24 protein-coding genes and 2 pseudogenes are annotated in these 26,014 nt (G+C 63.5%); 8 read left to right on the top strand and 18 right to left on the bottom strand.

The genetic code is table 11. The features are described 5' to 3' along the window. Positions 1-197 precede the first annotated feature (197 nt). The gene (ppx, locus tag AC07Y9_RS19205) at positions 198-1,700 is read left to right on the top strand and encodes an exopolyphosphatase (protein WP_007926717.1); all 1,503 of its coding nucleotides are present in this window, start codon (positions 198-200) and stop codon (positions 1,698-1,700) included. A gap of 101 nt (positions 1,701-1,801) precedes the next feature. Here ppx and ppk1 read toward each other — a convergent pair whose 3' ends face one another. Next, positions 1,802-4,021, bottom strand: a complete 2,220-nt coding sequence (gene ppk1 / locus AC07Y9_RS19200; RefSeq protein WP_009046131.1) for a polyphosphate kinase 1 — start codon at positions 4,019-4,021, stop codon at positions 1,802-1,804. 18 nt (positions 4,022-4,039) lie between these two features. Continuing rightward, entirely contained in the window at positions 4,040-5,053 is a 1,014-nt protein-coding gene (gene hemB, locus AC07Y9_RS19195; RefSeq protein ID WP_102678898.1) for a porphobilinogen synthase, read from the bottom strand. A gap of 207 nt (positions 5,054-5,260) precedes the next feature. Between hemB and AC07Y9_RS19190 the strand changes: the two genes are divergently transcribed. Then, positions 5,261-5,893 (top strand): DedA family protein, encoded by a 633-nt coding sequence (locus AC07Y9_RS19190; RefSeq protein WP_007926712.1) that lies wholly within the window; start codon positions 5,261-5,263, stop codon positions 5,891-5,893. Here AC07Y9_RS19190 and AC07Y9_RS19185 read toward each other — a convergent pair. Next, positions 5,874-6,374: pseudogene (locus tag AC07Y9_RS19185) on the bottom strand (sterol desaturase family protein); the annotation flags it as partial. The gene AC07Y9_RS19190 and the pseudogene AC07Y9_RS19185 sit on opposite strands and share 20 nt — an antisense overlap. Positions 6,375-6,571: 197 nt before the next feature. Between AC07Y9_RS19185 and elbB the strand changes: the two are divergent. After that, complete coding sequence (gene elbB / locus AC07Y9_RS19180) at positions 6,572-7,240, top strand: isoprenoid biosynthesis glyoxalase ElbB (protein ID WP_007926709.1); 669 nt, start codon at positions 6,572-6,574, stop codon at positions 7,238-7,240. 47 nt (positions 7,241-7,287) lie between these two features. Here elbB and AC07Y9_RS19175 read toward each other — a convergent pair whose 3' ends face one another. From AC07Y9_RS19175 to AC07Y9_RS19155, 5 genes are all read right to left on the bottom strand, one after another. After that, positions 7,288-7,743 carry a YaiI/YqxD family protein gene (locus tag AC07Y9_RS19175; RefSeq protein ID WP_102678900.1) on the bottom strand — a complete coding sequence of 152 codons (456 nt, stop codon included), beginning with the start codon at positions 7,741-7,743 and terminating at the stop codon, positions 7,288-7,290. A 104-nt stretch (positions 7,744-7,847) separates the two neighbouring features. After that, positions 7,848-9,746: a cytochrome c/FTR1 family iron permease gene (locus tag AC07Y9_RS19170; RefSeq protein ID WP_102678901.1), complete on the bottom strand. Its 1,899-nt coding sequence runs from the start codon at positions 9,744-9,746 to the stop codon at positions 7,848-7,850. Positions 9,747-10,007: 261 nt separating this feature from the next. Further along, positions 10,008-10,640, bottom strand: a complete 633-nt coding sequence (locus AC07Y9_RS19165; RefSeq protein ID WP_007926706.1) for a LysE family transporter — start codon at positions 10,638-10,640, stop codon at positions 10,008-10,010. A 238-nt stretch (positions 10,641-10,878) separates the two neighbouring features. Then, positions 10,879-11,460 carry a mechanosensitive ion channel family protein gene (locus AC07Y9_RS19160; RefSeq protein WP_007926705.1) on the bottom strand — a complete coding sequence of 194 codons (582 nt, stop codon included), beginning with the start codon at positions 11,458-11,460 and terminating at the stop codon, positions 10,879-10,881. Next, positions 11,460-13,370, bottom strand: coding sequence for an ATP-binding cassette domain-containing protein (locus AC07Y9_RS19155; RefSeq protein WP_053263068.1), 1,911 nt, complete (start codon positions 13,368-13,370; stop codon positions 11,460-11,462). Before AC07Y9_RS19155 ends, AC07Y9_RS19160 begins: the two co-directional genes overlap by 1 nt. 50 nt (positions 13,371-13,420) lie before the next feature. On the opposite strand from AC07Y9_RS19155, the gene AC07Y9_RS19150 reads away from it, so the two are divergent. Beyond that, a complete protein-coding gene (locus tag AC07Y9_RS19150) occupies positions 13,421-13,885 on the top strand; it encodes a TIGR02444 family protein (RefSeq protein ID WP_085532892.1) in 465 nt (154 codons plus the stop codon). Here AC07Y9_RS19150 and AC07Y9_RS19145 read toward each other — a convergent pair. After that, positions 13,882-15,057 (bottom strand): AlgP family protein, encoded by a 1,176-nt coding sequence (locus tag AC07Y9_RS19145; RefSeq protein WP_102678902.1) that lies wholly within the window; start codon positions 15,055-15,057, stop codon positions 13,882-13,884. The two genes, AC07Y9_RS19150 and AC07Y9_RS19145, sit on opposite strands and share 4 nt — an antisense overlap. Before the next feature lie 193 nt (positions 15,058-15,250). Here AC07Y9_RS19145 and AC07Y9_RS19140 point away from each other — a divergent pair, with 193 nt between their 5' ends. Then, complete coding sequence (locus AC07Y9_RS19140) at positions 15,251-15,916, top strand: FKBP-type peptidyl-prolyl cis-trans isomerase (protein ID WP_102678903.1); 666 nt, start codon at positions 15,251-15,253, stop codon at positions 15,914-15,916. Positions 15,917-15,978: 62 nt separating this feature from the next. On the opposite strand, the gene AC07Y9_RS19135 is transcribed toward AC07Y9_RS19140, so the two are convergent. From AC07Y9_RS19135 to AC07Y9_RS19100, 8 genes and pseudogenes are all read right to left on the bottom strand, one after another. Continuing rightward, positions 15,979-16,437, bottom strand: a complete 459-nt coding sequence (locus AC07Y9_RS19135) for an Rsd/AlgQ family anti-sigma factor (RefSeq protein WP_007926697.1) — start codon at positions 16,435-16,437, stop codon at positions 15,979-15,981. Between the two features lie 208 nt (positions 16,438-16,645). Continuing rightward, the gene (locus tag AC07Y9_RS19130; protein WP_053263071.1) at positions 16,646-17,167 is read right to left on the bottom strand and encodes a disulfide bond formation protein B; all 522 of its coding nucleotides are present in this window, start codon (positions 17,165-17,167) and stop codon (positions 16,646-16,648) included. Positions 17,168-17,331: 164 nt separating this feature from the next. Beyond that, positions 17,332-18,570 (bottom strand): heme biosynthesis protein HemY, encoded by a 1,239-nt coding sequence (locus AC07Y9_RS19125; RefSeq protein WP_102678904.1) that lies wholly within the window; start codon positions 18,568-18,570, stop codon positions 17,332-17,334. After that, complete coding sequence (locus AC07Y9_RS19120) at positions 18,567-19,706, bottom strand: uroporphyrinogen-III C-methyltransferase (protein WP_053263073.1); 1,140 nt, start codon at positions 19,704-19,706, stop codon at positions 18,567-18,569. The genes AC07Y9_RS19125 and AC07Y9_RS19120 overlap by 4 nt, the downstream gene beginning before the upstream one ends. Positions 19,707-19,723: 17 nt before the next feature. Further along, positions 19,724-20,491, bottom strand: a complete 768-nt coding sequence (locus tag AC07Y9_RS19115; protein WP_009046145.1) for a uroporphyrinogen-III synthase — start codon at positions 20,489-20,491, stop codon at positions 19,724-19,726. After that, a complete protein-coding gene (gene hemC / locus AC07Y9_RS19110; RefSeq protein ID WP_007926692.1) occupies positions 20,488-21,429 on the bottom strand; it encodes a hydroxymethylbilane synthase in 942 nt (313 codons plus the stop codon). The genes AC07Y9_RS19115 and hemC overlap by 4 nt, the downstream gene beginning before the upstream one ends. Before the next feature lie 140 nt (positions 21,430-21,569). Further along, positions 21,570-22,316 (bottom strand): LytR/AlgR family response regulator transcription factor, encoded by a 747-nt coding sequence (locus AC07Y9_RS19105; RefSeq protein ID WP_016703190.1) that lies wholly within the window; start codon positions 22,314-22,316, stop codon positions 21,570-21,572. Then, positions 22,313-22,717, bottom strand: a pseudogene (locus tag AC07Y9_RS19100) (sensor histidine kinase); the annotation flags it as partial. The gene AC07Y9_RS19105 and the pseudogene AC07Y9_RS19100, both read right to left, overlap by 4 nt. 191 nt (positions 22,718-22,908) lie before the next feature. On the opposite strand from AC07Y9_RS19100, the gene argH reads away from it, so the two are divergent. Continuing rightward, positions 22,909-24,303, top strand: coding sequence for an argininosuccinate lyase (gene argH / locus AC07Y9_RS19095; protein ID WP_009046147.1), 1,395 nt, complete (start codon positions 22,909-22,911; stop codon positions 24,301-24,303). Positions 24,304-24,374: 71 nt separating this feature from the next. On the opposite strand, the gene AC07Y9_RS19090 is transcribed toward argH, so the two are convergent. Further along, complete coding sequence (locus AC07Y9_RS19090; RefSeq protein WP_102678905.1) at positions 24,375-25,031, bottom strand: glutathione S-transferase family protein; 657 nt, start codon at positions 25,029-25,031, stop codon at positions 24,375-24,377. Positions 25,032-25,156: 125 nt separating this feature from the next. Between AC07Y9_RS19090 and AC07Y9_RS19085 the strand changes: the two genes are divergently transcribed. Continuing rightward, on the top strand, positions 25,157-25,453 hold the full coding sequence (locus tag AC07Y9_RS19085) for a hypothetical protein (protein ID WP_007926685.1): 297 nt from the start codon (positions 25,157-25,159) through the stop codon (positions 25,451-25,453). Positions 25,454-25,639: 186 nt separating this feature from the next. Next, positions 25,640-25,885, top strand: a complete 246-nt coding sequence (locus tag AC07Y9_RS19080) for a TIGR02647 family protein (protein WP_007926676.1) — start codon at positions 25,640-25,642, stop codon at positions 25,883-25,885. Positions 25,886-26,014 lie beyond the last annotated feature (129 nt).

Below are 26,014 nucleotides of genomic sequence, written 5' to 3'. Positions count from 1 at the left end.
ATTATTTCGCGAGCGAGCTCGCTCCTACAGTGGCCCGCATTCCCCTGTAGGAGCGAGCTCGCTCGCGATCGAACCCGCAGGGTTCGGCGCTTTTGCCTGCCTTGCATCAAGGATCGCGCCTTCGGCCACTGCTGCGCGTTGGCGCGAGCGATTGATCGTGGCAGGATGGCAAGGTTATCGACCGAGACCCCCAAACCATGCCGCAATCCCAAGCCAAGAATCTGTCCCTGATCGCCGCCATCGACCTGGGCTCCAACAGCTTTCACATGGTCGTGGCCAAGGCTCACCATAATGAAATCCGCATTCTCGAGCGGCTCGGTGAAAAGGTTCAGCTGGCCGCCGGGATCGACGAAGACCGTCAACTCAACGAAGAATCCATGCAACGCGGGCTCGATTGCCTGAAGCGCTTCGCCCAACTGATCAACGGCATGCCCCTGGGCGCGGTGCGCATCGTCGGCACCAACGCCCTGCGCGAAGCCCGCAACCGCGGCGAATTCATCCGCCGCGCCGAGGAAATCCTCGGCCACCCGGTGGAAGTCATCTCCGGTCGTGAAGAAGCCCGCCTCATCTACCTGGGCGTGTCCCATACCCTCGCCGATACCCCGGGCAAGCGCCTGGTCGCCGACATCGGCGGCGGCAGTACCGAATTCATCATCGGCCAGCGCTTCGAGCCGCTGCTGCGCGAAAGCCTGCAGATGGGCTGCGTCAGCTTCACCCAGCGCTATTTCCGCGACGGCAAGATCACCCCGGCGCGCTACGCCCAGGCCTACACCGCGGCGCGCCTGGAAATCATGAGCATCGAACACGCCCTGCATCGCCTGACCTGGGATGAAGCCATCGGCTCCTCGGGCACCATCCGCGCCATTGGCCTGGCGCTCAAGGCCGGCGGCCACGGCAGTGGCGAAGTCAACGCCGAAGGCCTGGCCTGGCTCAAGCGTCGGCTGTTCAAGCTGGGCGATGCCGAGAAAATCGACTTCGAAGGCATCAAGCCGGATCGCCGGGCGATCTTCCCCGCCGGCCTGGCGATTCTCGAAGCCATCTTCGACGCCCTCGAACTGCAGCGCATGGACCATTGCGAAGGCGCCCTGCGCGAAGGCGTGCTCTACGACCTGCTGGGCCGTCATCACCACGAAGACGTGCGCGAGCGCACCCTGGGCTCGCTGATGGAGCGTTATCACGTCGACCTGGAACAGGCCGCCCGGGTCGAGCGCAAGGCGCTCCACGCCTTCGACCAGGTGGCCGAGGACTGGGACCTGGAGGACGGCGTCTGGCGCGAACTGCTGGGCTGGGCCGCCAAGGTCCATGAAGTGGGCCTGGATATCGCCCACTACCACTACCACAAGCACGGCGCCTACCTGATCGAGCACTCCGACCTCGCCGGCTTCTCCCGCGAAGACCAGCAAATGCTCGCGCTACTGGTACGCGGTCACCGCCGCAACATTCCCAAGGACAAGTTCGCCGAATTCGGCGAGGAAGGCAGCAAGCTGATCCGCCTGTGCGTGCTGCTGCGTTTCGCCATCCTGTTCCACCACATCCGCGGCACCCAGGAAATGCCCCAGGTGAAGCTGCACGCCGCCGGCGACAGCCTGGAGGTGATGTTCCCGGCAAACTGGCTCGACGAGAACCAGCTGACCCAGGCCGACTTCGCCCTGGAAGCGGAATGGCTGACCCGGGTCGGGATCACCCTCAACGTGCACTGAAACGCCCCGCACAAAAAAGCCGGCTTGCCGGCGATGGGCTCCTTCTAAAGGGCACCATCGCCGGCAAGCCGGCTTTTTCATGGGCTGAATAAGCCCCGGGCTCAGCGCACCGCCAGCACCGGATTGCTCAGGCGCTCCAGCAATGTGGCCTGGGCGCTGCGCGGGTTCTGGTTGCCGGTCGGGGTGTTGCGGATGTAGCGACCGTCCGACTGCAGGCTCCAGCTGTGGGTGTTATCGGTGAGATAACTTTCCAGCTCCTTCTTGACCCGCAGGATCAGCTTCTTGCCCTCGACCGGGAAGCAAGTCTCGACGCGCTTGTCGAGGTTGCGCTCCATCCAGTCGGCACTGGAGAGGAACATCTGCTCCTCGCCGCCATTGAGGAAGTAGAACACCCGGGTGTGCTCCAGGAAGCGGCCGATGATCGAGCGCACATGGATATTGTGCGACACGCCGGCGATCCCCGGACGCAGGCAGCACATGCCCCGCACCACCAGGTCGATGCGCACGCCCGACTGGCTGGCCTTGTACAGCGCGCGGATGATCTTCGGATCGGTCAGCGAGTTGAACTTGGCGATGATGTGCGCCGGCTTGCCGTCCAGGGCGAACTGGGTCTCCCGGGCAATCATGTCGAGCATGCCCTTCTTCAGGGTGAAGGGCGCGTGCAGCAGTTTCTTCATGCGCAGGGTCTTGCCCATGCCGATCAACTGGCTGAAGAGCTTGCCGACGTCTTCGCACAAGGCGTCGTCGGAGGTCAGCAGGCTGTAGTCGGTATACAAGCGGGCGTTGCCAGCGTGGTAGTTGCCGGTGCCCAGGTGGGCGTAGCGCACGATCTCGCCGGCTTCGCGCCGCAGGATCAACATCATCTTGGCGTGGGTCTTGAAGCCGACCACGCCGTAGATCACCACCGCGCCGGCCGCTTGCAGGCGGCTGGCCAGTTGCAGATTGGACTCTTCGTCGAAGCGCGCGCGCAGCTCGATCACCGCGGTGACTTCCTTGCCGTTACGCGCCGCATCCACCAGCGCATCGACGATTTCCGAGTTGGCGCCGGAGCGGTACAGGGTCTGGCGCACCGCCAGCACGTGCGGATCCTTGGCCGCCTGACGCAGCAGGTCGACCACCGGGGTGAAGGACTCGAACGGATGCAGCAGCAGGATGTCCTGCTTGCTGATCACGCTGAAGATGTTCTCGCTGTTCTGCAACAGCTTGGGAATCTGCGGGGTGAACGGCGTGTATTGCAGCTCCGGGTGGCTATCCAGGCCGGTGATGCTGAACAGGCGCGTCAGGTTCACCGGACCGTTGACCTGGTACAGCTCGGTCTCGCTCAGGTTGAACTGCTTGAGCAGGTAGTCGGACAGGTGTTTCGGGCAGGTGTCGGCCACTTCCAGACGCACCGCATCACCGTAACGACGGGAGAACAGCTCGCCGCGCAGAGCGCGGGCCAGGTCTTCGACGTCCTCGGTATCCACCGCCAGGTCGGCGTTGCGGGTCAGGCGGAACTGATAGCAGCCCTTTACCTTCATGCCCTGGAACAGGTCATCGGCGTGGGCGTGGATCATCGACGAGAGGAACACATAGTTGTCGCCAGGGCCGCCGACTTCTTCCGGGACCTTGATGATCCGCGGCAGCAGGCGCGGCGCCGGGATGATCGCCAGGCCGGAGTCGCGACCGAAGGCGTCGATCCCTTCGAGTTCGACGATGAAGTTCAGGCTCTTGTTCACCAGCAGCGGGAACGGGTGCGTCGGGTCGAGACCGATCGGGGTGATGATCGGCGCGATCTCGTCGCGAAAGTAACGACGGACCCAGGTCTTGAGCTTGGTGGTCCAGTAACGGCGACGGATGAAGCGGACCTGATGTTTCTCAAGCTCCGGCAACAGGATGTCGTTGAGGATCGCGTACTGGCGGTCGACGTGACCGTGCACCAGGTCGCTGATGCGCGCCAGGGCCTGGTGCGGCTGCAGGCCATCGGCACCGGCCTGTTCACGGGCGAAGGTGATCTGCTTCTTCAGGCCGGCGACGCGGATCTCGAAGAACTCGTCCAGGTTGCTGGAGAAGATCAGTAGGAACTTCAGGCGCTCCAGCAACGGATAGGACTCATCCAGCGCCTGTTCCAGCACGCGGATGTTGAACTGCAGTTGCGACAGCTCGCGATGGATATACAGGCTGCTGTCATCCAGGCTCGGGATGACCAGGGTCGGCATCGCCACATGCGGTGCGTCCGCTTGCACCGGCGGGGCTTCCAGCTCCGGTGGTGTTTCAACGACCTGCTCGACCACGGGTTGAGCTTCTTTTACGGCAACTTCAGTGAGTCCTTCGGTATTCATCGCGTGTTCCTGGGAGGGCTATTTTTGCTCTCGTAACAATTGAGCAGCACGAACGGCAAAGTAAGTCAGGATGCCATCGGCACCCGCGCGTTTAAAGGCGGTCAAGGATTCGAGAATAACCCCTTCGCTCAACCAGCCATTCTGGATCGCCGCCATGTGCATGGCGTATTCGCCGCTGACCTGATAGACAAAAGTCGGCACCTTGAATTCATCCTTGACCCGCAAAAGGATGTCCAGATACGGCATACCCGGCTTGACCATGACCATGTCCGCGCCTTCGGCGAGGTCGGCGGCTACTTCATGCAGGGCTTCGTGGCTGTTGGCCGGGTCCATCTGGTAGGAGGCCTTGTTGGCCTTGCCCAGGTTCAGCGCCGAGCCGACCGCATCGCGGAACGGACCGTAATAGGCGCTGGCGTACTTGGCCGAATAGGCCATGATCCGCACGTTGACGTGCCCGGCCAGCTCCAGGGCTTCGCGGATCGCCTGGATGCGGCCGTCCATCATGTCCGAAGGCGCGACCACCTGGGCGCCGGCTTCGGCATGGGACAGGGCTTGCTTGACCAGTGCATCGACGGTGATGTCGTTCTGCACATAGCCTTCTTCGTCGAGGATGCCGTCCTGACCGTGGGTGGTGAACGGGTCGAGCGCCACGTCGGTGATCACGCCCAGTTCAGGGAAACGCTCACGCAGCGCGCGGGTGGCGCGCTGGGCAATGCCTTCCGGGTTCCAGGCTTCGGCGGCGTCCAGCGACTTGAGCTGCGCCGGGGTCACCGGGAACAAAGCCAGCGCGGGAATCCCCAGCTCGACCCACTTCGCCGCTTCCTCCAGCAGCAGGTCGATGGTCAGGCGTTCGACGCCCGGCATCGAGGCCACCGCTTCCCGACGATTCTCACCGTCGAGCACGAATACCGGCAGGATCAGGTCATCGGTGGTCAGGACGTTTTCACGCACCAGGCGACGAGAAAAATCATCACAGCGATTGCGACGCAGGCGAGTGGCGGGAAACAAACGGTTGGCTGGGGTAAAGCTCACGACAGACTCCTGAGCCCGCACAGGCGGGCGAGCGTGACAGTTATAAGCGCCCATTATGACGAACGGATGACAGTTGTGCTTAACCCTGTGACCGGTAGTCGCAGCTATTGTCCAGCCAGCATTTGTTCACGTCGAGACACATTTGGATACTTTCCTCCATGGGCCCGAAGGGTTAGGCTGCGCGTTCATTTCGCCAGCATCCAGACAATGCTCCAACAATTTCTTCAGGAATTCGGCTACTTCGCCCTCTTTCTCGGCACATTCTTCGAAGGCGAGACCATCCTGGTCCTGGCCGGCTTCCTCGCGTTTCGCGGATACATGGACATCAACCTGGTGGTGGTCGTGGCGTTCTTCGGCAGCTATGCCGGCGACCAGCTGTGGTACTTCCTGGGACGCAAGCACGGGCGCAAGCTGCTGGCGCGCAAGCCGCGCTGGCAATTGATGGGCGATCGGGCGCTGGAGCATATCCGCAAGCATCCGGACATCTGGGTGCTGAGTTTCCGCTTCGTCTACGGCCTGCGTACCGTGATGCCGGTGGCCATCGGCCTGTCGGGATATCCGCCGGGACGTTATCTGTTGCTCAACGGCATTGGCGCGGCGATCTGGGCCGCCGCCCTGGCCGCCGCGGCCTATCACTTCGGCGCCGTGCTCGAAGGCATGCTGGGCAGCATCAAGAAGTACGAACTGTGGGTACTCGGCGCCTTGCTGGTCCTGGGTTTTGCCCTGTGGCTGCGCCGCCGCTTCAAGAATGCGCGACTGGCCAAGGCGATCTACGAAGCCGAACAGGTCAAGCAGAACGAACAGAGCGATTGCTGCAAGTCTAAGACGCCAGTCGAGTAAGACGACCCCGGCAGCAGTAAAGCGCAATGCCACTGAGCAGGCTGTAACTGATCAGGCCGACCCAGCCCAAGGCGCTGGCCGGCCACAGCCCGACCAGAGGCGCCAGCCACACCAGCGGCAGGTTCGACGCCAGCCGCAGCAGCTCCCTCTTCAGCGCCCACGGGCGATTCTCCAGCACCACCCCCAATACGAACAGACCAAAGGCCACGGCGCTCCAGCCCAGCATCAGGGCCGCGACCGGCAGGCTGTCGCCCAGGTTCATCAGGTAGCTGCCAAGAGCCGCGTACACCGCGCATCGTCAGCAACCGGGCATAGAACTGCAGATTGGCCCACACCGGGTTCCAGCTGGCCAGGGGCGTGGTGACGCCGAAGACACCGGCTCGTTATCGTCCGCCTCCTGAAAGGTGCCGAACAGCCGGTCCCAAATAATGAACACGCCGCCGTAGTTGCGATCCATGTAGAGAGCGTCCGCGACCCGATAGTTGTTCCCCCGCCAGCGGTCGGCCAGCAGCTCGAGGACTATCAGCACGAAGAAGAACTGCGCTGCATACAGAATGAAATTCATCACACGACCTGATCGCAATCCTGATCGAAGATTAGGTCGGGCGGCGGGATAACCCTATGGCAACGGGCAACAAATTAGTGGACATTTAACGCCATGAATCTGGAGAAAAAACCATGAGCAAAAAAGTTGCAGTGATCCTTTCCGGCTGTGGCGTCTACGACGGTGCCGAGATCCATGAAAGCGTCATTACCCTGCTGCGCCTGGACCAGCGCGGCGCCCAGGTGCAGTGCTTCGCCCCGAACATCGCCCAGTTGCATGTGATCAACCACCTGACCGGCGAAGAGATGCCCGAATCGCGCAATGTCCTGGTGGAGTCGGCGCGCATCGCCCGCGGCCAGGTCAAAGACATCCGCGAGGCCAACGCCGAAGACTTCGACGCGCTGATCGTGCCGGGCGGCTTTGGCGCGGCGAAAAACCTTTCCAACTTCGCCGTGGAAGGGGCCGGCTGCACGGTCCAGCCGGATGTCCTGGCGCTGACCGAAGCCTTCGCCGAAGCCGGCAAGCCGGTGGGCCTGATCTGCATCTCGCCGGCATTGGCGGCGAAGATCTATGGCCCGGGCGTCACCTGCACCATCGGCAACGACGCCGACACCGCGGCCGCCGTCAGCAAGATGGGCGCGACCCATGCAGAGTGCACCGTCGGCGACATCATCGAGGACAAGGCGCGCAAGCTGGTCAGCACCCCGGCCTACATGCTCGCGCAGTCCATCAGCGAAGCCGCGGCCGGCATCAATAAGCTGGTGGATCGGGTGCTGGAACTGACCCACGAAAACGACGAGTAACCCAAAAGCCGTGGCGAGCGGCAAGCGCCCTCGCCTCGCGGGAATTGTCAGGCCTGACGCGCCAGCCGCGTCAGGATCCGGTCCAGGGCATTGGCGAAGGCCTGCTTCTCGCGATCCCCATAAGCGCCTTGCCCGCCACCGACCTGCCCCTGCTCGCGCAGATCGGTAAACAGGTTACGCACCGCCAGCCGCTCGCCCATGTTCTGCGCATCGAACTCCTTGCCCCGCGGGTCGAGGGCGGCGACGCCCTTCTTCACCAGCCGGTCGGCCAGGGGTACATCGCTGCAGATCACCAGTTCGCCCGGCACCGCGTGTTCCACCAGATAATCGTCAGCCGCATCCGGGCCGCTGGGCACCACGATCAGCTTGACGCAGGCAAAGGCCGGCTTGATCTGCAGCTGCCCCGCCACCAGCACCAGCTCGAACTGGCGCTTGAGGGCAAACCTCACCACCTGATCCTTCGCCGCCTTGGGGCAGGCGTCGGCATCGATCCACACACGCATTGCGTGACTCCTCCTGAAAAGCATCGCGGGCAAGCCTCGCGCCTACAGTTCTCGATGAACCGTAGGCGCAAGGCTTGCCCGCGATAATGAGCGAAACGGATGCCTCAGGAAACCTGGGTCCGCCGTTTCTCGGCGATGCGGCTGCGACTGTAGAGCACGATGATCGCCACGATCGCCACCGCCTGTGCCGTCAGCGAGTAGGCATCGGCGTGAATGCCCAGCCAGTCGAAGTCGAAGAACGCCACCGGCCGCGTACCGAAGATTCCAGCCTCCTGCAGCGCCTTGACGCCATGCCCGGCAAACACCACCGACAAGGCGCACAGCAACGCCGCGTTGATGCCGAAGAACAGCGCCAGCGGCAGCTTGGCCGAACCGCGCAGGATCACCCAGGCCAGGCCGACCAGCAGCACCAGCGCCGTGGCGCCGCCGGCCAGCACTGCGTTGTGGCCTGCCGGGCCGGCCTGCAGCCACAGGGTTTCGTAGAACAGGATCACTTCGAACAGCTCGCGATAGACCGAGAAGAACGCCAGCACCGCAAAACCGAAACGGCCGCCACCGCCCACCAGGCTGCTCTTGATGTAGTCCTGCCAGGCCGCGGCGTGCCGGCGGTCGTGCATCCACACCCCGAGCCACAGCACCATGACACTGGCGAACAAGGCCGTGGCGCCTTCCAGCAACTCGCGCTGGGAGCCGCTGACGTCGATCACATACGCCGCCAGCGCCCAGGTCGCCAGGCCGGCCAGCAACGCCAGCCCCCAACCGACGTTGACGCTGCGTACCGCCGATTGCTGGCCGGTATTGCGCAAGAAGGCCAGGATCGCCGCCAGCACCAGAATCGCTTCCAGGCCTTCGCGCAGCAGGATCAGCAGGCCGGAAATGTAGCTCAGGGACCAGCTCAGGCCATCGCTGCCCAGCAGGCCCGCCGACTCTTTCAGCTTGGCCTTGGCGGCATCCAGGCGCTGCCCGGCCTGCTCTGCCGGCAAGCCGTCCTGCAACGCCTGCCGATAGGCCATCAGGGCTTTCTCGGTGTCCTTGCGCACGTTGGCGTCGACGTTGTCGAGGGAGCTTTCCACCAGCTCGAAGCCTTCCAGGTACGCCGCCACCGACAGGTCGTAGGCCTGTTCGCGGTCACCGGCGCGGTAGGCGGCCAGGCTCTTGTCCAGGGTCGAGGCGGTGTAGTCGAGCAGTTGCGCCGGGCCGCGCTTGACCTGTGGCGGCTGGGCGCGCTGGGCACGGAAGGTGGCCGCGGCCTGCGGGCCTTCGGCGGCCTGCACTTCGCTTGGGGTCTGGCGGGCCAGGTCGGCGAGGTTGTAGCTCTTGTCACCCTTCGCCGCGGCCGGGTCGGCGGTGAAGCCGGCGATATAGGTCGCCAGATCCCAGCGCTGGCGGTCATCCAGCTGATCGGCGAAAGACGGCATGTCGGTGCCTTCGACACCCAGGCCCAGGGTGTTGTAGATCGCGTAGAGGCTCAGGTGATCCAGGCGCGCCGCATCCCGCAGGTTGGCCGGTGGCGGCGTCAGGCCGACGCCGGCCGGGCCATCGCCGGCACCGGTATCGCCATGACACACCGAGCAATGCTGGGCATACAAAGGCACGCCACGGCTCGGGTCCGGGGTGATGATCGGCGCCTGGCTGACCTCATAGGCCACCGCTAGCTTGGCACCCAGCTGCCGCGCCTGACGGGCGACGAGGGCGCCGTCCGCCTTGGCCTTGACCGCGTCGTTCAGGCTGGCGATGCCCTGCTCCAGCTCGGCCTTCTCCGGCTTGGCCGGCAAATCGGCGATCAGCCCCTGCAACACGCCGAGAAACTCGACCTGCTCACGGTACTCGGAGTCGTCAATGACCTTGCCCGCCTCGACCGTCGGTGGATAGTCCGCGCCAATGTAGTCGAGCAGGTGCAGCGCCTTGGGCGCGCCTTCTACGGTGTCCGCCAGCAGGTTGGCACTGCACAGGGCCAATACCGGCAGCACGAGCCACGCCAGGAAACGGGAGGGGGCAGTCATGAACGAATCTCAAATGGAAATACGAAGTAACACATTGTTCACTTCCAATGAGTTTCACTCAAGCGTTGTCACACGCGACACCCAGGCGCAGTCGTGCCTCGTGCCGGGCCAAAGCCTTGAATCGCCTGGGGTCCGGGGTTTCCTGAACAAAGATGAAATAAATCCGGGCGTGGTCGGGACTAGCCCATGCTCTCGGATCCCCTGAGGCGCACATACAAAAAAGGCGCCCCCGATGGGCGCCTTTTTGCTGTGACCAGCCTCTTAGACCGGCGCTTTGCGAATGGTCGCCAGCAACCCGGCGGCGCCGAGGAACAGACCGGCGAAGGTGCGGTTCATGCGCCGTTGCTGGGTAGGCGTGCGCAGCAGGCGCAGGACCTTGGAGGCCAGGCCGGTGTAGCCGGCCATGACGATCAGGTCGACGGCAATCATGGTCGCGCCGAGGATCAGGTACTGCTTCACCAGCGGTGCGTGGGGATCGATGAACTGCGGCAGGACCGCCAGCATGAACACCAGCGCCTTGGGGTTGCTGATGTTGACCAGGAACCCGCGGAACACCAGCGCCAGGGGTTTGCCGATCGGCCGGATCGCGGCGTCGTCGCTCAGGTCGCTGGGCAGCGCGCGCCACTGTTTGACCGCGAGGTAGACCAGGTAAGCCACGCCGAACCATTTGATCGCGTAAAAGGCGGTCGAGGATGCCGCGAGAATCGCCCCCACGCCGGCGGCGACAATCGCAATCTGCATGGCCAGGCCCAGTTGCAGGCCCAGGGCGTTCCAGTAACCGCGCCAGAAACCGTATTGCAGACCGCAGGACATTGACGCAATCGCGCCGGCCCCCGGGGAAAGGCTGATCACCCAGCAGGCGGCAAAAAACGCCAGCCATGTCTCAAGAACCATCGCACACCTCGGCTCGAATTCGTCGTAGACGCCTAAGCTAATGCGCCGGCGGGCGGATGACCATAGATTTTTGTCGGACAGGCATCGCCGACCGACTGTAGCCACTGCCGAAGGCTGCGATAGGCCGGGGTCGCGCTCGACACGCAGGAGCTTCCTGCGATCTCAAGAGCACGTCTGCATCGCAGCCGATCGCAGCCTTGCGATGCTCGGCAGCGGCTACAGAGACGGCGCAGCAGGACTATTTCTCGCCGGAGCCTATCGACAGCGCATCGCTACCGCGCCAGCGGCGCACCGAACGCTGGAAGAACAGACTGTTGGGCACTTGCACCATGACGCCGCCGGTGCCGGCTTCCTCGGCCTCGATCAACGAGGTGTACAGCAGGTTGATTGCCACCACCCGGCCCTTGATGCCAGGTTTGTCGAGGGTATCCACCAGTTCGACCACATCGCCGATGCGGAACGGGCCCACGGTGAAGATCAGGATGGCGCAGAGCAGGTTGGACAGCACGCTCCACATGGCGAAGAAGGCCACCGCAGCCACGGCGACAAAACCGGACAGGGCAGTCCAGAGCACCGTCGCCGACACCCCGAGCCGCTCCAGGACGAAGATCAGCGCGCTGCCCATGATCAGCCAGCGCAAGCCGCCGCGCAGCGGCATCAGCAACTGCGGCGGGAACGGGTAACGTTCACCCAGGCGGGTCAGGCAGCGGGCGACAAACCGCTGGGTGACGTAGCCAGCCAGCAGGATCAGCAGGATTTGCACGGTGACCCACAGCGGCTCGACCCACGTGATAGGCACAGGCAACTTGAACGCTTCCATCAGGACAAGGCTTCCAGTTCCGCCTGCATGCTTTCCAGCAGTTCCAGGGCTTCCATCCAGGCCTCTTCCAGTTCGCCTTCGCGCACCTTCAGCCTGGCCTGCTCGGCCAGCAGATCACGCAACTCGTCCTTGCGCGCGGCTTCGTAGATACCACTGTCGCCGAGGCTGGCTTCGATTTTCGCCAGCCGCTCGTGGACCTTGCCCAGCTCGGTTTCCAGCTTGTCGGCTTCGCGCTTGTGCGGGGCCAGCTGCTGGCGCAGGGCCGCGGCGGCCTGGCGCTGGGCCTTCTTGTCGGTTTTGTCCGGATTGACCGTGGTCGTGCTGACCGGCGCGTTGCGCTGGCGGTAGTCCACCAGCCAGCGCGCGTAGTCGTCCAGGTCGCCGTCGAACTCTTCGACCTTGCCGTCGGCCACCAGGTAGAAGTTGTCGGTGGTGCTTTTCAGCAGGTGACGGTCGTGGGAGACCACCAGCACCGCGCCGCTGAACTCTTGCAGGGCCATGGTCAGGGCCAGGCGCATCTCCAGGTCCAGGTGGTTGGTCGGTTCGTCGAGCAGCAGCAGGTTCGGGCGGTCCCAGGCAATCAGGGCCAGGGCCAGGCGCGCCTTTTCGCCACCGGAGAAATTCAGCACCGGCTCGTCGATACGCGCGCCGCGGAAGTCGAAACCACCGAGGAAGTCGCGCAGGGTCTGCTCGCGCTCGGTCGGCGCCAGGCGCTGCAAATGCAGCAACGGGCTGGCCTTGGCATCGAGCGAGTCCAGCTGGTGCTGGGCGAAGTAGCCGACCACGGTATTCTCGCCGCGAGTCAGGCGACCGCCCAGCGGCGACAGCTCGCCGGAGAGGTTCTTGATCAGGGTCGACTTGCCCGCACCGTTGGGGCCGAGCAGACCGATGCGCGCACCCGGGGTCAGTTGCAGCTTGACCTTCTCCAGCACGGTCTTCTCGCCGTAACCCAGACGGGCATCGGACAGGTCGAGCAGCGGGCTGGAGATCTTTTCCGACTCGCGGAAAACGAAGTCGAACGGCGAGTCGACGTGGGCGGCGGACAGCTCTTCCATCCGCTCGAGGGCCTTGATCCGGCTCTGGGCCTGGCGGGCCTTGGTGGCCTGGGCCTTGAAGCGCGCAATGTACTTTTCCATGTGCGCGCGTTGCGCCTGCTGCTTCTCGTAGGCTTGCTGCTGTTGCGCCAGACGTTCGGCACGGGCGCGCTCGAAGGCGCTGTAGCCACCGCGATAAAGGGTGATCTTGCGCTGATCGACGTGAGCCACATGGTCGACTACGGCATCGAGGAAATCGCGGTCGTGGGAAATCAGCAGCAAAGTGCCGGGGTAGCCCTTGAGCCAGTCCTCCAGCCAGAGGATCGCATCGAGGTCCAAGTGGTTGGTCGGTTCGTCGAGCAACAGCAGGTCCGACGGACACATCAGCGCCTGCGCCAGGTTCAGGCGCATCCGCCAGCCACCGGAGAAGTCGCCGACCTGGCGGTCCATCTGCTCGTTGCTGAAACCCAGGCCAGCCAGCAGCTTGCGCGCCCGGGCGTCGGCGGTATAACCGTCGGCGCTGTCCAGCTCGGCATGCAGGCGCGCCAGGGCCGCACCGTCATGGGCCGCTTCGGCGGCGGCCAGCTCACGCTGCACCTGGCGCAGGCGCAGGTCGCCATCGAGCACGTAGTCGACCGCCAGCCGCTCGAGGGTATCGACCTCCTGGCGCATATGGGCGATGCGCCAGTCGGCGGGCAGGAAGCAGTCGCCCGAATCCGGGTGCAACTCGCCACGCAGCAAGGCGAACAGGCTGGATTTGCCGGCGCCGTTGGCACCTATCAGGCCGGCTTTCTGGCCGGCGTGCAGGGTCAGCTCGGCGTCTTCTAGCAGACGTTGCGGACCACGCTGTAAAGTCAGGTTCTGAAGTCGAATCATAATGGCGGCGGAGTCTACCAGCTTCGTTCGCAACTGGCGCGAGTAGCACTATGTCCTCTGACCTGTGGAGCTTCACCCTCAAGACCTACGCCCGCCCGGGCGTCGAAGAAGCCTGCCTGAACCTTCAGGCGGCCGGGGCCAATGTCTGCCTTCTACTCTGCGCGGCCTGGCTCGGCGTACGCGGGGTGGCCTGCACTTCGCAGCGCCTGCAACAGCTGCGAACCCTGGGCCAGCCCTGGCACGACGAAGTCGTCAGGCCGCTACGCCAGCTGCGCACGCAATGGCGCCCGGCCGCGAGCGCGGATCCAGAACTGGCGATCTTGCGCGAACAGGTCAAGGCATTGGAGCTGGAGGCCGAGCGGCAACTGCTGCTGCGCCTGGAGGCGCTGGCGGGAGAATGGTCGGAGGGTGAAGCGCAGGATCTGACGGACTGGCTGGAAGGACTGGCGGCCGAAGCCGCCAACCTCAACCGCGACGCGCTGCAGGCGCTGCGCGTCGCGGTGACCGGCGCTTAGGAAGCGCTGGTTGGCGTGGCGCTGGCGGGAGCGGCAGTCGGCGCCGAAGCTGGCGCAGCAGTCGCCGCTGGAGCTGGCGAAGAGACCGGTGCCGCAGGCTTGGCTGCCGGAGTTGCCGGGGTGGCTGGTTTGGCGGCCGCAGGAGCAGTGGCCGGTTTGGCTGCAGCAGGTTTGGCGGCGACTGGCTTCTTCGCGGCAGGTTTTGCAGCCGGCTTGGCAGCAGGTTTCACCGCAGGCTTGGCGGCTGGTTTTGCTGCAGCCGGTTTAGCGGCTGCTGGCTTGGCAGCAGTGGAAGCCGCTGGCTTGGCGGCTGCAGGTTTAGCTGCCGGTTTGGCCGCGGGTTTCGCTGCTGCCTTCACCGGAGCTTTGGCCGCAGCCGGTTTGGCGGCCGGCTTCGCAGCAGTTTTTGCCGCTACCGGTTTAGCCGCAGGTTTGGCAGCAGAAGGCTTGGCCGCTGCGGTTTTAGCCGCTGGCTTGGCGGCGGGTTTTGCTGCTGGTTTTGCTGCTGGCTTGGCAGCCGGTTTCGCTGCAGCCGGTTTGGCAGCCGCCGTTTTCGCAACGGGTTTCGCAGGTGCTTTTGCAGCAGCCGGTTTAGCCGCTGGCTTGGCAGCTGCAGGTTTGGCTGCGGCGGTTTTTGCCACTGGCTTGGCGGCAGGTTTGGCAGCCGGTTTGCTGGCAGCTTTTGCCGGTGCTTTAGCGGCAGGTTTGGCCGGGGCTTTTGCCGTCGGCTTGGCTGCGGCTTTCTGCGCTGGAGCGGCGGCCGGTTTGGCGGAGCGAGTGCTCAGCACCTTGGCTGCGGCTTCTTTCACACGACCGACGCCCTGGGCCAGTTTCAGGCTTTCCTGAGCGTCGCGCTTGAGTTGCAGAATATAGGCGCGGGTTTCGGATTGACGTGCCTTGAGTGCATCGAGCAGGTCTTCAAGTTCTTTCACTGCGTCCTTGGCTTTGGCTTGTGCCTTGGCCTTGCCGGCCGCCGCGGCGTCCTGCAATTTGGTGCGCGATTTGTGCAGTTTTTCCTGTGCCTTACCGCGTTGCTTTTCCAGTTTGGCGAGCAGTTTTTCAGCATCAGCCAAGGCTTGGGAACAAGCGTTTTCCAAATGTTCGAGCAGGCTGCTCGAAAGCTGTTGGAGCAAATGCAACGGAGTGTTTACAGGCTTCTTATTGGCCGACATGGTTTACCTCCTGGCTGACGTGAGTTGCGGCTCATACTAGACCTCTGCTGCTACCGCCGCTAGGGCATGTTGACAGTATCGAATGCCATGCGTTGCAGAGGATCGAAAATGTTCTTCGCGCGCAAGAAAGTTACTCACCAGCCGCCACATCCACGCTGGCATAATCCACCTCGTCTCAGGCCGGAGAACGCCCATGTCGCGTTACCTTTTTTTATCCTTATGTGTGTTGTTGCCACTGGCTCAGGCCGCCGAAGATTCGCAGAAAAACGATGCTCACGATCTCGCCTACAGCCTGGGCGCCAGCCTCGGTGAACGCCTGCGCCAGGAGGTGCCGGACCTGCAGATCCAGGCATTGGTGGAGGGCTTGAAACAGGCCTACCAAGGCAAGCCCCTGGCACTCAAGGACGAGCGTATCGAACAGATCCTCGCCCAGCATGAAGCACAGGTCGGCGAGCAAGCGGACAAGCCGCGAATCGAAGTGGCGCTGGAAAACGAACAGCGTTTTCTCTCGGCCGAAAAGGCCAAGCCGGGTGTACGCGAACTGGACAACGGCATCCTGCTGACCGAGCTGGCACCCGGCAACGGAGTACGGCCGGGAGCCAATGGTTCGGTACAGGTTCGCTACACCGGACGCCTGCCTGATGGCACGGTGTTCGATCAGAATCAGCAGCCGCAGTGGTTTCGCCTGGACAGTGTGATTGCCGGATGGCGCAGCGCCTTGCAACAGATGCCGACAGGGGCGAAGTGGCGCCTGGTGATTCCTTCGGCCCAGGCTTACGGCGCCGATGGCGCGGGCGACCTGATCGCGCCTTACACGCCACTGGTGTTTGAAATCGAGCTGCTGGGGGCTACCGGTTAGGGGGCGCAGAAACGAAAAACGGTGCGCAATGCGCACCGTTTCGGTAAAGCTTTCGCGGCAAGTCAGGCCTGAACGGCGGCCTCTTCCTTGTGAGCGTTGTGCAGCACTTCGATCAGGCAATCTTCCAGCTCGAAGCGTTCATGCAGCAGACCACCCAGCTCCTTGAATTTCTCCGCCACGCATTTTCCTTCGTCGCACAGATCGTTGAACGCCAGCAGCTTTTCAGTGATGACATCGATCCGTGGATAAATGGTTTCGGCCAGTTCGAGCCCGCGCTGGTCATTGAAGGCCTTGGCCTCGCCAGTCAGCTGCTCGTAGATTTCAAAGTGGCCGGCGGAGACGTAGTCCACCAGGATTGCGCAGAACTCCTGCAGCGGCTGTCGATTTTCAGCCAGCGTCTCAGGCTCCGCGCCGAGAGCATCATAGGCCCGAACCAGTTCGTGACGCTCCTGCAACCAACGATCGATCAGCAGATGCACTCCACCCCAGCGTTCCTGAGCATTCTGACAACTTTCGAGCATGGCGATCTCTCTTCCCTTATGGGTCATGCCGCTCTGAATCCGCCACTGGACTGAACATCAGCATCCGGCCAGGCAGAACAGCATCGAGCAACGTAATTGCGGTGACACGTGCGGGCCAGATTATGCCCGCTCGACAGCCGCTTCAAGGTACGCAGGAGATAAAGTTCATACAAGTGTTTAATCTTGCGCCCCATCGCAAATCGACGACTCAGGTCGCGGCCGCCCTGCGCCGGCCCCATGGCAGAAGCCGCGCCAGACGATAGGCGCTCAAAATCATCACAGCGATGAAAAACAGCAGGCTCCACTCCGCGGCACTCATGTCCAGCAACGTCCAGGTGACCTCCGCGCACTGCGCGGTCCCGGTGAAAACCAGCTGCAAGGCACGCCCCCAGGACAGGTTGCCGAGCATGAACGGCATGTCCGGCAAGCACGCCAGCAACTGATCCGAAGGAATGTTCTGCAATAGCACATGGCGCCCTGCCGTAACGACACCCGCCAGGCTGCAGAGCAGCTCCAGCATCCAGTACAGGGCACTCGCCGGGTATTGTGGCCCCTGCAGGGCCGCGACCAGGCTGATCGAGGTCAACAGCAACGCGAAGAAACGTTGCGCCACCCACAACAGGCAAGGCTCGAGCCCAACCCCGAACTCCAGGTGAAACGAAGCCCACAGGGCCAAGGCACCGGTAAAAAACACAAGGGAGAACAGCAAGCGTGAGCCGGCCAGCGACATGGTGTATCCACAACGGAAGAAACAGGCTGCCACGGTAGAGAAAGCGCTCGGCCCTTTCAAGGCGCGCCATGACAAGATCGAGCGCGGCAAACCGGCACAGAGGCCAGATCGGGGGGGAGTCGCGGGACGGGCCGCCCCTCCGGGGACGGCCCAGCCTTGCGGGTTTATACCCTGGCGGGCACCGGCAGCGGCGATGCCAGGAGGCGCTCGTCCAACAGCCCCAGACCTTCCTGGAACAGCTGGTTGCTGCGCTCGGTATCGCCCAGCTGCGCCAGCAACCGGGCCAGCTCGGCACAAGCTTCAGGGTTGCGCTGCAGGCGCAGGCTGCTTTCCAGGTAGTCCCGCGCCTTGCCCCAGAGACTGGTTTGCAGGCACAGGCGGCCCAGGGTCAGCAGCAGGCTCGGGTCGTTCGGGTGGTCTTTGAGGCACTGCTCGGCGAACTGCAGTTGCCGCGCCGGGTCACTGCCCCGCAGCAAGCCGTAAAGCCGCGCCAGATGGCTGTCGTACTTGCGCTTGAGAGCGACGCGCAGCACTTCTTCGGCCTCGGCCCCGGCGCCCAATTGCCGCAGTTGCTCGGCGTAGGCCAGCACCAGCTGCGGTTCCTGACGCTGAGCCGCGGTCAGTTGCTGCCAAGCGCGGTTGAGCGATTGCAGGCCGACCGTACCGTCCTCTTCGCGATGTGCCGCAAGGGTCAGGTTCTCGCCCCAGGCCCGACGTTCCAGCTCGGCCAGTTCATTAGCGGGCAGGACCTTGTCCTTGCGCAGCTCGGGCAACAGGCGAATCACCGCCGACCAGTCGCCCCGCTGTTGATGCAGACGCTGCAACTGCCGCAGCACCTGGACACTGTGCGGATGACGCTCGTGCATGGCTTGCAGGGTACTCAGGGCGCCTTCGGTATCACCGCGATCGGTCTGCAGTTGGGCATGACTCAAGGCCACCGCCAACTCAGCCTGGGGCTGGCGCTCGAGGGCACGCTCCAGCAGGCTGTCGCACTGCTCGTAATTTCCCAGCTCGTTCGCCGCCCGCGCCGCGCCGAGGTAGTAAAGGAGAGGCTGGCGCTCGGCTTCTGCGGCACGATGCAAGTGCTTCTGGGCGCTGGCCCAGCGGCCTTCGGCAAGATCCATCTGGCCTTGTTCGATGGCAATCTGCACGCGACGGCTGCGGTTGCGCCGCGACCAGGGATTGACCACGCCGCTGGAGGCCATCACCAGTTCGATCAGTGCCTTGATACCCCAGATCACCAGCCAGATCACCGCGATCAGTGCCAGGGTCGCCCATAGGCTCGACTCATAGCGGAAGCTGTCGTAGGCAATCAGGATGTACCCGGAATGCTCGGCAATCGCCAACCCCAGCAATCCCGAGGCGGCGATCACCAGGAACAGAATCACGTACAGGCGCTTCATGGGCTGGTCTCCTGCGGGGCATTCGCAGCAGGTTTGGCCAGTGGTTTCACCGACTCTTCAGCGCTCAGGTTGCGTCGCTCCAGGTAGGCCTGAACGGCGCTCAGGGTCTTGGCCAAGTCCGGCGTCTGCACGGTGACCGGCTGTTTGCTCAGCTCGGACACGCGCTCGAGCATGAGTTTGCTCTGCGGATTGTCCTGATTGAAGTTGCCCTTCAACACGTCGCGAGCTTCCGCCAGAGCCTGGGTGTACACCGGCGCCTGGCCGTTCAGGGCCGCCCATTGCGCCTGCTCCAGGGCCAGGCTCAAGGCCAGGCGCACCTGCGTCAGGCTTTGCCCGGCGAGCAGCGGCCGCACATTCTTGTCCGCGTTGAAGTCGATACGAATGTAACGCGAGATCTGGTCCCACCATTGCGCCCAGCGGCTGGCGCCGTCACCGTCGGCGGTCAGGCCCAGCAACGAATCGCCACGGTCGCGGTACTCGGGGGCCAGCTCGGTGAGCTCGGTCACCTGGTCGCGCAGTGCGCCCAGTTGCAGGAACAGCCCGGTGCGATCCGGTTGTTCGGTACTGCGCAGCGCCGCGAGGCTCTTGGCCAGCTGTTCGCGCGCGGCGAAAGAACCGGGATCGTTCTGCTCGCGCAGGATCTCGTCGGCCCCCTGCACCAGAGCCTGGGCGCTGCTGATGTCCTGCAAGGCCGAAAGACGCAGGCTGGCCAGACGCAACAGATGTTCCGCCTCGGCCAGACGCCAGTCCTTACGGCTGGCACCCAGCACGCTCTCCAGCTTCTGACTGAGTCGCTGCTGGTCGCCTTGCAACTGCGCGACCAGACGGCGGCGCTCTTCCAGCTCATCGGCCGCCGGCAACTGCTCCAGACGCGCCGTCAGGCGCTGCTCGTTGAGCTTCAGGCTCTGCGCCTCGTCACCCAGGGCCTGCAACTGCCCCAGCTGCTGTTGATTGTTGGCCTGCAGGCTGCGCACCTGCCAGACACCCCAGCCGCCGGCAGCGACGCCGGCCGCCCCCAGCAGCAGGGCGAGGATCGCCAACCCGTTGCCACGGCGCTGCGGAGCAGGGGTTGCGGGTTCAGCCGGTGCATCGACTACCGGCTGGACATCATCTTTAGGCAAGGCTGTTTCGCTCACGTATCCATCCTTTGCATTTAGAGAACGGGCACGGGTTGCTCCCGTAGCGCCGTTAGCAAGGCCGCGGCGCTGGCGCCACGACAATCCACAACTTTCTCGGCCCCGGCGGCACGCGCCATCTCGGCAACCCGGGGGCTCGGTACAAACAACGGCAGCCGCGCCACCTGTGGCCAGGCCTCGCCGGCCAACTGCTGCAAGTGCTCGAAACCCTGCCCACTGCTGACCACCAGCCCATTCAAGCGTTCCGCCTGGATGCATTGCATCAGGACCCCGTCGGCATAGCGCGGCAGGTCGCGGCGGTACAGCTCCAGATAATCGACACTAGCACCTTGGCCGCGCAAACGCTCAGCCAGCAGCTCGCGGCCACCCTCCCCGCGCACGATCAGCACCCGCGGGTCGGGCCGTGCAATAGCCTCGCGCAACTGGGGAAGTTCAAGCAAGGCTTCGCTGTCATCGCCTTGCTCGGGGAAAAAAACATCCAGGCCGTGATCGGCCAGAATCTGCGCCGTGCCGGCGCCCACACTGAACCAGCGCTGGCTCGGCGGCTGCGGCCAGAACTGCTCGAGCAGTTGCACGGCCATTCGCGCGGCCGGCTTGCTGACCACGATCACCGCGCAGTACAGGTGCAGATCAAGCACTTTGGCGCGTTGGGTATCGCCAAAAGGCAGGGCTTGGATTTCCAGCAACGGCAGGCTGCTGCTGAACACCCCCGCTTCGCCCAGAACCTCAGCCAGCAGTGCCGACTCGTCCGTGGGCCGGGTCAGCAGCACACGCCAGTCGCTCACTCTTCGCCAGCCTCGCCATAGACCGCGCGCAGAATATCGTCGGCGCCCTGGGCCAGCAGATCCTCCGCGACCTGCACGCCGAGCGCCGCCGCAGCGCTACGTGGAGCACGGGCCTCGGCGCTGAGCAGCACACCGCCGCTCGGTTCGCCGACCAGGCCACGCAGCCACAGCTGATCGCCTTCGAGCACCGCATAGCAGGCGATCGGTACCTGGCAACCGCCATTCAGATGCTTGTTGAGGGCCCGCTCGGCGGTGACTCGATCCGCGGTATCGACATGATGCAGCGGCGCCAGCAGCTTATGGATCTCGCTGTCGGCCGTGCGGCATTCGATGCCCACCGCGCCCTGGCCGCCAGCCGGAAGGCTGTCGTCGACGCTGATCGAAGAGCTGATGCGATCTTCGAAACCAAGACGGATCAAGCCCGCAGCGGCCAGGATGATGGCGTCGTACTCACCGGCGTCGAGCTTGGCCAGGCGAGTGTTGACGTTGCCACGCAGGAAGCGGATCTGCAGGTCCGGACGACGAGCCAGCAACTGCGCCTGGCGACGCAGGCTGGAGGTGCCCACCACGCTGCCCACGGGCAGATCGTCGAGACTGGAATAGGTATTGGAGACAAAGGCATCGCGCGGGTCTTCACGCTCGCAGATGCAGAACAGGCCCAGGCCTTCGGGGAAGTCCATGGGCACGTCTTTCATCGAATGCACGGCGATATCCGCTTCGTTTTCCAGCAGCGCGGTTTCCAGCTCCTTGACGAACAGTCCCTTGCCGCCGATTTTCGACAACGGCGAGTCGAGCAGCTTGTCGCCGCGACTGACCATGGGCACCAGCGTCACGATCAACCCCGGGTGAGCGGCTTCCAGACGAGCTTTGACGTATTCGGCTTGCCACAAGGCCAAGGCACTTTTGCGGGTAGCGATGCGGATTTCGCGAGAGGACATGGATCAATCCGTACTGATGAAAATACGGCAGATGATAACAGCTCAGCCAAATCAGCTTTGACTTGTATCAGGAACTACAGCCCCTCCCTGGCTGCAGGAACATTGCGGGCGGGGCGCATGACCCGCCCGGCCGCCCGGATCTAGAGCTGCTGCATCATCTTGCGCACGCCGGCCACATGCCGTCGGCTGACGATCAACGCATCGCCATTGAGGCCTTTGAGGAACAGCTGGAAATGCCCCAGCGGCGTACGCTGCAGGCGTTCGATGCGTTCACGGGCCACCAGGGCGTTGCGATGGATGCGCACGAAGCGCTCGCCAAACTCGTCCTCCAGCGCCTTCAGGGGTTCGTCCAGCAGGACTTCGCCGCTTTCATGGCGCAAGGTCACGTATTTGTGGTCGGCAATGAAATAGACGACCTGATCCAGCGGGATCAGCTCGATGCCTTTACGGGTCCGCGCACTGATATGGCTGCGAGGGCCGCTGCCGCTTTCCGCGGCAGGCCGGGTCAGGGCCGCCAGCTGGACCCGATTGGGGCGATCGGCCTTTTTCAGCGCCTCGAGCAGATGCTCGGAACGCACCGGTTTGAGCAGGTGACCTACCTCGCTGACATCAAAAGCCTCGAGGGCGAATTCATCAGGGGCGGCACAAAACACCACGGCTGGCGGCGCTTCGCGCTCACACAAACGGGCGGCAACCTGCAGGCCATCGAGACCCGGCATGCGGATGTCGAGAAGCACGATATCCGGCTTCAGGCTGTCGATCAGGGCCAATGCCTCTTCGCCATTGGTGGCGCTGGGCTCCAGGACACTGTATCCCTCAAGCTCACTGACCATGCGGCTCAGTCGCTCGCGGGCTAGGGGTTCGTCATCAACGATCAGGACATTCATATTGCGCTGGATTCCTGCGTGAGTCTCGCACAAGGATAGCGTAGACAGGTGAAGTGACGTCCGTCACGGCGATCCACGCTAAGACTAGTGCGAGGGCCAAAAAGTGCCCCACGACGGGCACCATTATTTACCCGGGCCTGCTCGATGCCGTTCAAGGCCCGCCACTGCACGACATGGTCATGGGGACTGCTGATACAGGACACAAACACCCCCTTTCTTATAGTCGGCTTCCACCCCGACCGCCTCCCTCGCGAATCGCGAGGTGGCGGCGGGACCGGAGCGCATGCGACAACGGTTGCGTGATCAGCGACCAGACTCGATGAAACATCCGGGATTGCGCTGTTCCTTCAGTCCAACTGTAGACGGTTGCCAAGACGATATTGCTCTATCGATAAATATCGTTACATCACTCCTCGCACCCCGCCTTCGCTCGCCTAGTCTCTGCGCGCTCGAGGTCGGCGACAAGCGCCCACGCCCTCCATGGCAGAAATAAAAACCTGCCGACCGGCGCCAGCTACAGGATTGGCAACCCTGTTATTATCCGCGGCAACTTTTCACCTCATTTCCCTTCCAGCCGATCACGAGCGAATTCATGAGCACTGACAAGACCAATCAGTCCTGGGGCGGCCGCTTCAGTGAGCCCGTCGACGCCTTCGTCGCCCGCTTCACCGCCTCCGTCACCTTCGACCAGCGCCTCTATCGTCACGACATCATGGGCTCGATCGCCCACGCCACCATGCTGGCCAAGGTCGGCGTACTGACCGATGCCGAACGCGACAGCATCATCGACGGCCTGAAAACCATCCAGGGCGAAATCGAGGCCGGCACCTTCGACTGGCGCGTCGACCTGGAAGACGTGCACATGAACATCGAAGCACGCCTGACCGACCGCATCGGCGTCACCGGCAAGAAGCTGCACACCGGCCGCAGCCGCAACGACCAGGTGGCCACCGATATCCGTCTGTGGCTGCGCGACGAAATCGATCTGATCCTGGCGGAAATCACCCGCTTGCAAAAAGGCCTGCTAGAACAGGCCGAGCGCGAAGCCGGCACCATCATGCCGGGCTTCACTCACCTGCAAACCGCGCAGCCTGTGACCTTCGGTCATCACATGCTGGCCTGGTTCGAGATGCTCAGCCGCGACTACGAGCGCCTGGTCGATTGCCGCAAGCGCACCAACCGCATGCCGCTGGGCAGCGCCGCGCTGGCCGGCACCACCTACCCGATCGACCGCGAGCTGACCTGCCAGCTGCTGGGCTTCGACGCCGTCGGCGGCAACTCGCTGGACAATGTGTCTGATCGCGATTTCGCCATTGAGTTCTGCGCCGCCGCCAGCGTGGCCATGATGCACCTGTCGCGCTTCTCCGAAGAGCTGGTGCTGTGGACCAGCGCGCAGTTCCAGTTCATCGATCTGCCCGACCGTTTCTGCACCGGCAGCTCGATCATGCCGCAAAAGAAAAACCCGGACGTTCCGGAGCTGGTTCGTGGCAAGAGCGGCCGCGTGTTCGGCGCCCTGATGGGCCTGCTGACCCTGATGAAGGGCCAGCCCCTGGCCTACAACAAGGACAACCAGGAAGACAAGGAACCGCTGTTCGACGCCGCCGACACCCTGCGCGACTCACTGCGGGCCTTCGCCGACATGATCCCGGCAATCAAGCCCAAGCACGCGATGATGCGCGAAGCCGCACTGCGCGGTTTCTCCACCGCCACCGACCTGGCGGACTACCTGGTGCGCCGTGGCCTGCCATTCCGCGATTGCCACGAGATCGTCGGCCACGCCGTGAAGTATGGCGTGGAGACCGGCAAGGACCTGGCGGAAATGAGCCTGGAGGAACTGCGCAAGTTCAGCGACCAGATCGACCAGGACGTGTTTGCCGTGCTGACCCTGGAAGGCTCGGTCAACGCCCGTGACCACATCGGCGGCACGGCCCCGGCTCAAGTCAAGGCGGCGGTGGTTCGCGGCCAGGCGTTGCTGAGCAGCCGCTAAAAGCTAGTGCGGGCAAGCCACGCTCCAGCTTAAGAGCGCGGCTTGCCCGCAGTCAGTGACCTGAAACCTTCCTACTTCTTGCTGGCGATCATCGCCAGGAACTGCGGCATCGCCGCGTCCTTGTCCGCCGCGACCCGCTGCACATTGGGCATCTGCTCCAAACGCGCCATCAAGGCCTTGGCTGCCGGTATCTCGGCCAGATAATCCACACCGAACAGCTTCTGCCCTACCGCGCATGCCAGGCTCACGCTGTACAGGAAATACAGGTCCGCCACGCTCAGGCTGCTGCCCGCCACATAAGGGGCGAACTTGCCGTGCCTGGCCAACGAGGCGAACCCCTGCACCAGCTCGTTGCGGGACTTCTCCTTGATAGCCTCGGGGACCGCCATACCGAAGAACGCCTCGCCATAACAGGCCCGCGCCGGCAACTCGATGTAAAGCTCGATCTCCTTGGCCAGCGCCAGCACCTGGGCACGCGCGAACGGGTCACTGGGCAGCAGCGCCGGCCCAGGCTGGCTTTCAAGGTATTCGAGGATCACGCTGGTTTCATTGATAAAGCCCTGCGCCACCCTTAGCACCGGCACCTTGCCGCGTGGGCTGATGGCCAACGCCTCAGGGCTTTGCCCGGCGTAGAACGGCACTTCTTCGAAAGGCAGATCTTTTTCCAGCAATGCCAGTTTCACCATGTTGTAGTAATTGCTGACGGCGAATCCATAAAGCTTGAGCATCACATAGCCTCCAGGCCGGGTGCGGGGTTGGCAGCCACTCTTATAGATCCTCGACAGCCGACTGGCCAGCAGCATCAGGCTCCTGAATACGGGTAAACTGGCGACCTTTCCTTGAGGAGCCTGCCATGAGCGAACCAACCCCCGGTACCAGCAACGACGACAGCGACGAAGAAGCGTTCGCCGAAAACACCCTGATCGAAGCGATCGAAAACCAGATCGAAAGCGACAACCCGCCCGCGGCCAAGGCCACCTTCAACAAGCTGACCCTGGTCGGCTATGAGCGTGACGAAATCCTCAACCTCATGGCTCACGTCCTGGCAGTGGAAATCGACGCGATCCTCGAAGAAGACCGCGCGTTCGACACCCAATGGTACGAAGCCGCGCTGCGCGCCCTGCCCGAGCTGCCGCCCGAGAAGAAATAAGCCCGCCACGCCTCGCGTCCGCCCCTGGCCGGCGCGATGGCGAGCCTTGACTACACTGGTACGCGCCCTGCGGCCAAATACCGCCGCCCAAGGGCGTAAAAGTCCGCAGCGGACACTGGACAGGCTGCCCAACTGCGGTCACCTTAAGGACGCTGTCGTCTAATTCCTAGAAAGTCTGGAGTCCTTATGTCGTATACCCCTGAGTTGGTTGCCGAACTGGAAATCCTTGCACTCTTCAACCTGGACAGTTCCCAGGAAGGCCTGAAAATCCATCAGACCGCTGCCCCCCAAGCTATCGCCGCCGCACGACGCCTGTTCGAAAAAGAGCTCATTACCCAGCCCGATGGTGGTTACCTGACCAGCCTGGGCCGCGATGCCGCCGAGCATGCCCAAGGCCTGCTGACCATTCTGACGGTCAAAGAAGCCGCCTGAACGCTTTCCCCTACGGCCCTCGGAATCCCCGCCTGTCGGATTCCGCGGGCAAGCTCCAGTTGTCCGCTGGAAATCTGACGTCAAAAATAAAATTCAGCTTAAAGCTCGCCCTCGACTGGCTGTAAACTC

Source organism: Pseudomonas sp. GW456-L12 (genome assembly GCF_059424045.1).
The sequence above is the reverse complement of the archived record's forward strand: the minus strand, read 5'-3'. Positions and strand labels throughout refer to the sequence as shown.

What these genes read in the sequence shown, in the direction of transcription:
- ppx (WP_007926717.1), top strand. Translation starts at nt 198, where the DNA reads ATGCCGCAATCCCAAGCCAAGAATCTGTCCCTGATCGCCGCCATCGAC.
- ppk1 (WP_009046131.1), bottom strand. Translation starts at nt 4,021, where the DNA reads ATGAATACCGAAGGACTCACTGAAGTTGCCGTAAAAGAAGCTCAACCC.
- AC07Y9_RS19190 (WP_007926712.1), top strand. Translation starts at nt 5,261, where the DNA reads ATGCTCCAACAATTTCTTCAGGAATTCGGCTACTTCGCCCTCTTTCTC.
- elbB (WP_007926709.1), top strand. Translation starts at nt 6,572, where the DNA reads ATGAGCAAAAAAGTTGCAGTGATCCTTTCCGGCTGTGGCGTCTACGAC.
- AC07Y9_RS19175 (WP_102678900.1), bottom strand. Translation starts at nt 7,743, where the DNA reads ATGCGTGTGTGGATCGATGCCGACGCCTGCCCCAAGGCGGCGAAGGAT.
- AC07Y9_RS19170 (WP_102678901.1), bottom strand. Translation starts at nt 9,746, where the DNA reads ATGACTGCCCCCTCCCGTTTCCTGGCGTGGCTCGTGCTGCCGGTATTG.
- AC07Y9_RS19165 (WP_007926706.1), bottom strand. Translation starts at nt 10,640, where the DNA reads ATGGTTCTTGAGACATGGCTGGCGTTTTTTGCCGCCTGCTGGGTGATC.
- AC07Y9_RS19160 (WP_007926705.1), bottom strand. Translation starts at nt 11,460, where the DNA reads ATGGAAGCGTTCAAGTTGCCTGTGCCTATCACGTGGGTCGAGCCGCTG.
- AC07Y9_RS19155 (WP_053263068.1), bottom strand. Translation starts at nt 13,370, where the DNA reads ATGATTCGACTTCAGAACCTGACTTTACAGCGTGGTCCGCAACGTCTG.
- AC07Y9_RS19150 (WP_085532892.1), top strand. Translation starts at nt 13,421, where the DNA reads ATGTCCTCTGACCTGTGGAGCTTCACCCTCAAGACCTACGCCCGCCCG.
- AC07Y9_RS19145 (WP_102678902.1), bottom strand. Translation starts at nt 15,057, where the DNA reads ATGTCGGCCAATAAGAAGCCTGTAAACACTCCGTTGCATTTGCTCCAA.
- AC07Y9_RS19140 (WP_102678903.1), top strand. Translation starts at nt 15,251, where the DNA reads ATGTCGCGTTACCTTTTTTTATCCTTATGTGTGTTGTTGCCACTGGCT.
- AC07Y9_RS19135 (WP_007926697.1), bottom strand. Translation starts at nt 16,437, where the DNA reads ATGCTCGAAAGTTGTCAGAATGCTCAGGAACGCTGGGGTGGAGTGCAT.
- AC07Y9_RS19130 (WP_053263071.1), bottom strand. Translation starts at nt 17,167, where the DNA reads ATGTCGCTGGCCGGCTCACGCTTGCTGTTCTCCCTTGTGTTTTTTACC.
- AC07Y9_RS19125 (WP_102678904.1), bottom strand. Translation starts at nt 18,570, where the DNA reads ATGAAGCGCCTGTACGTGATTCTGTTCCTGGTGATCGCCGCCTCGGGA.
- hemC (WP_007926692.1), bottom strand. Translation starts at nt 21,429, where the DNA reads ATGTCCTCTCGCGAAATCCGCATCGCTACCCGCAAAAGTGCCTTGGCC.
- AC07Y9_RS19105 (WP_016703190.1), bottom strand. Translation starts at nt 22,316, where the DNA reads ATGAATGTCCTGATCGTTGATGACGAACCCCTAGCCCGCGAGCGACTG.
- argH (WP_009046147.1), top strand. Translation starts at nt 22,909, where the DNA reads ATGAGCACTGACAAGACCAATCAGTCCTGGGGCGGCCGCTTCAGTGAG.
- AC07Y9_RS19090 (WP_102678905.1), bottom strand. Translation starts at nt 25,031, where the DNA reads ATGCTCAAGCTTTATGGATTCGCCGTCAGCAATTACTACAACATGGTG.
- AC07Y9_RS19085 (WP_007926685.1), top strand. Translation starts at nt 25,157, where the DNA reads ATGAGCGAACCAACCCCCGGTACCAGCAACGACGACAGCGACGAAGAA.
- AC07Y9_RS19080 (WP_007926676.1), top strand. Translation starts at nt 25,640, where the DNA reads ATGTCGTATACCCCTGAGTTGGTTGCCGAACTGGAAATCCTTGCACTC.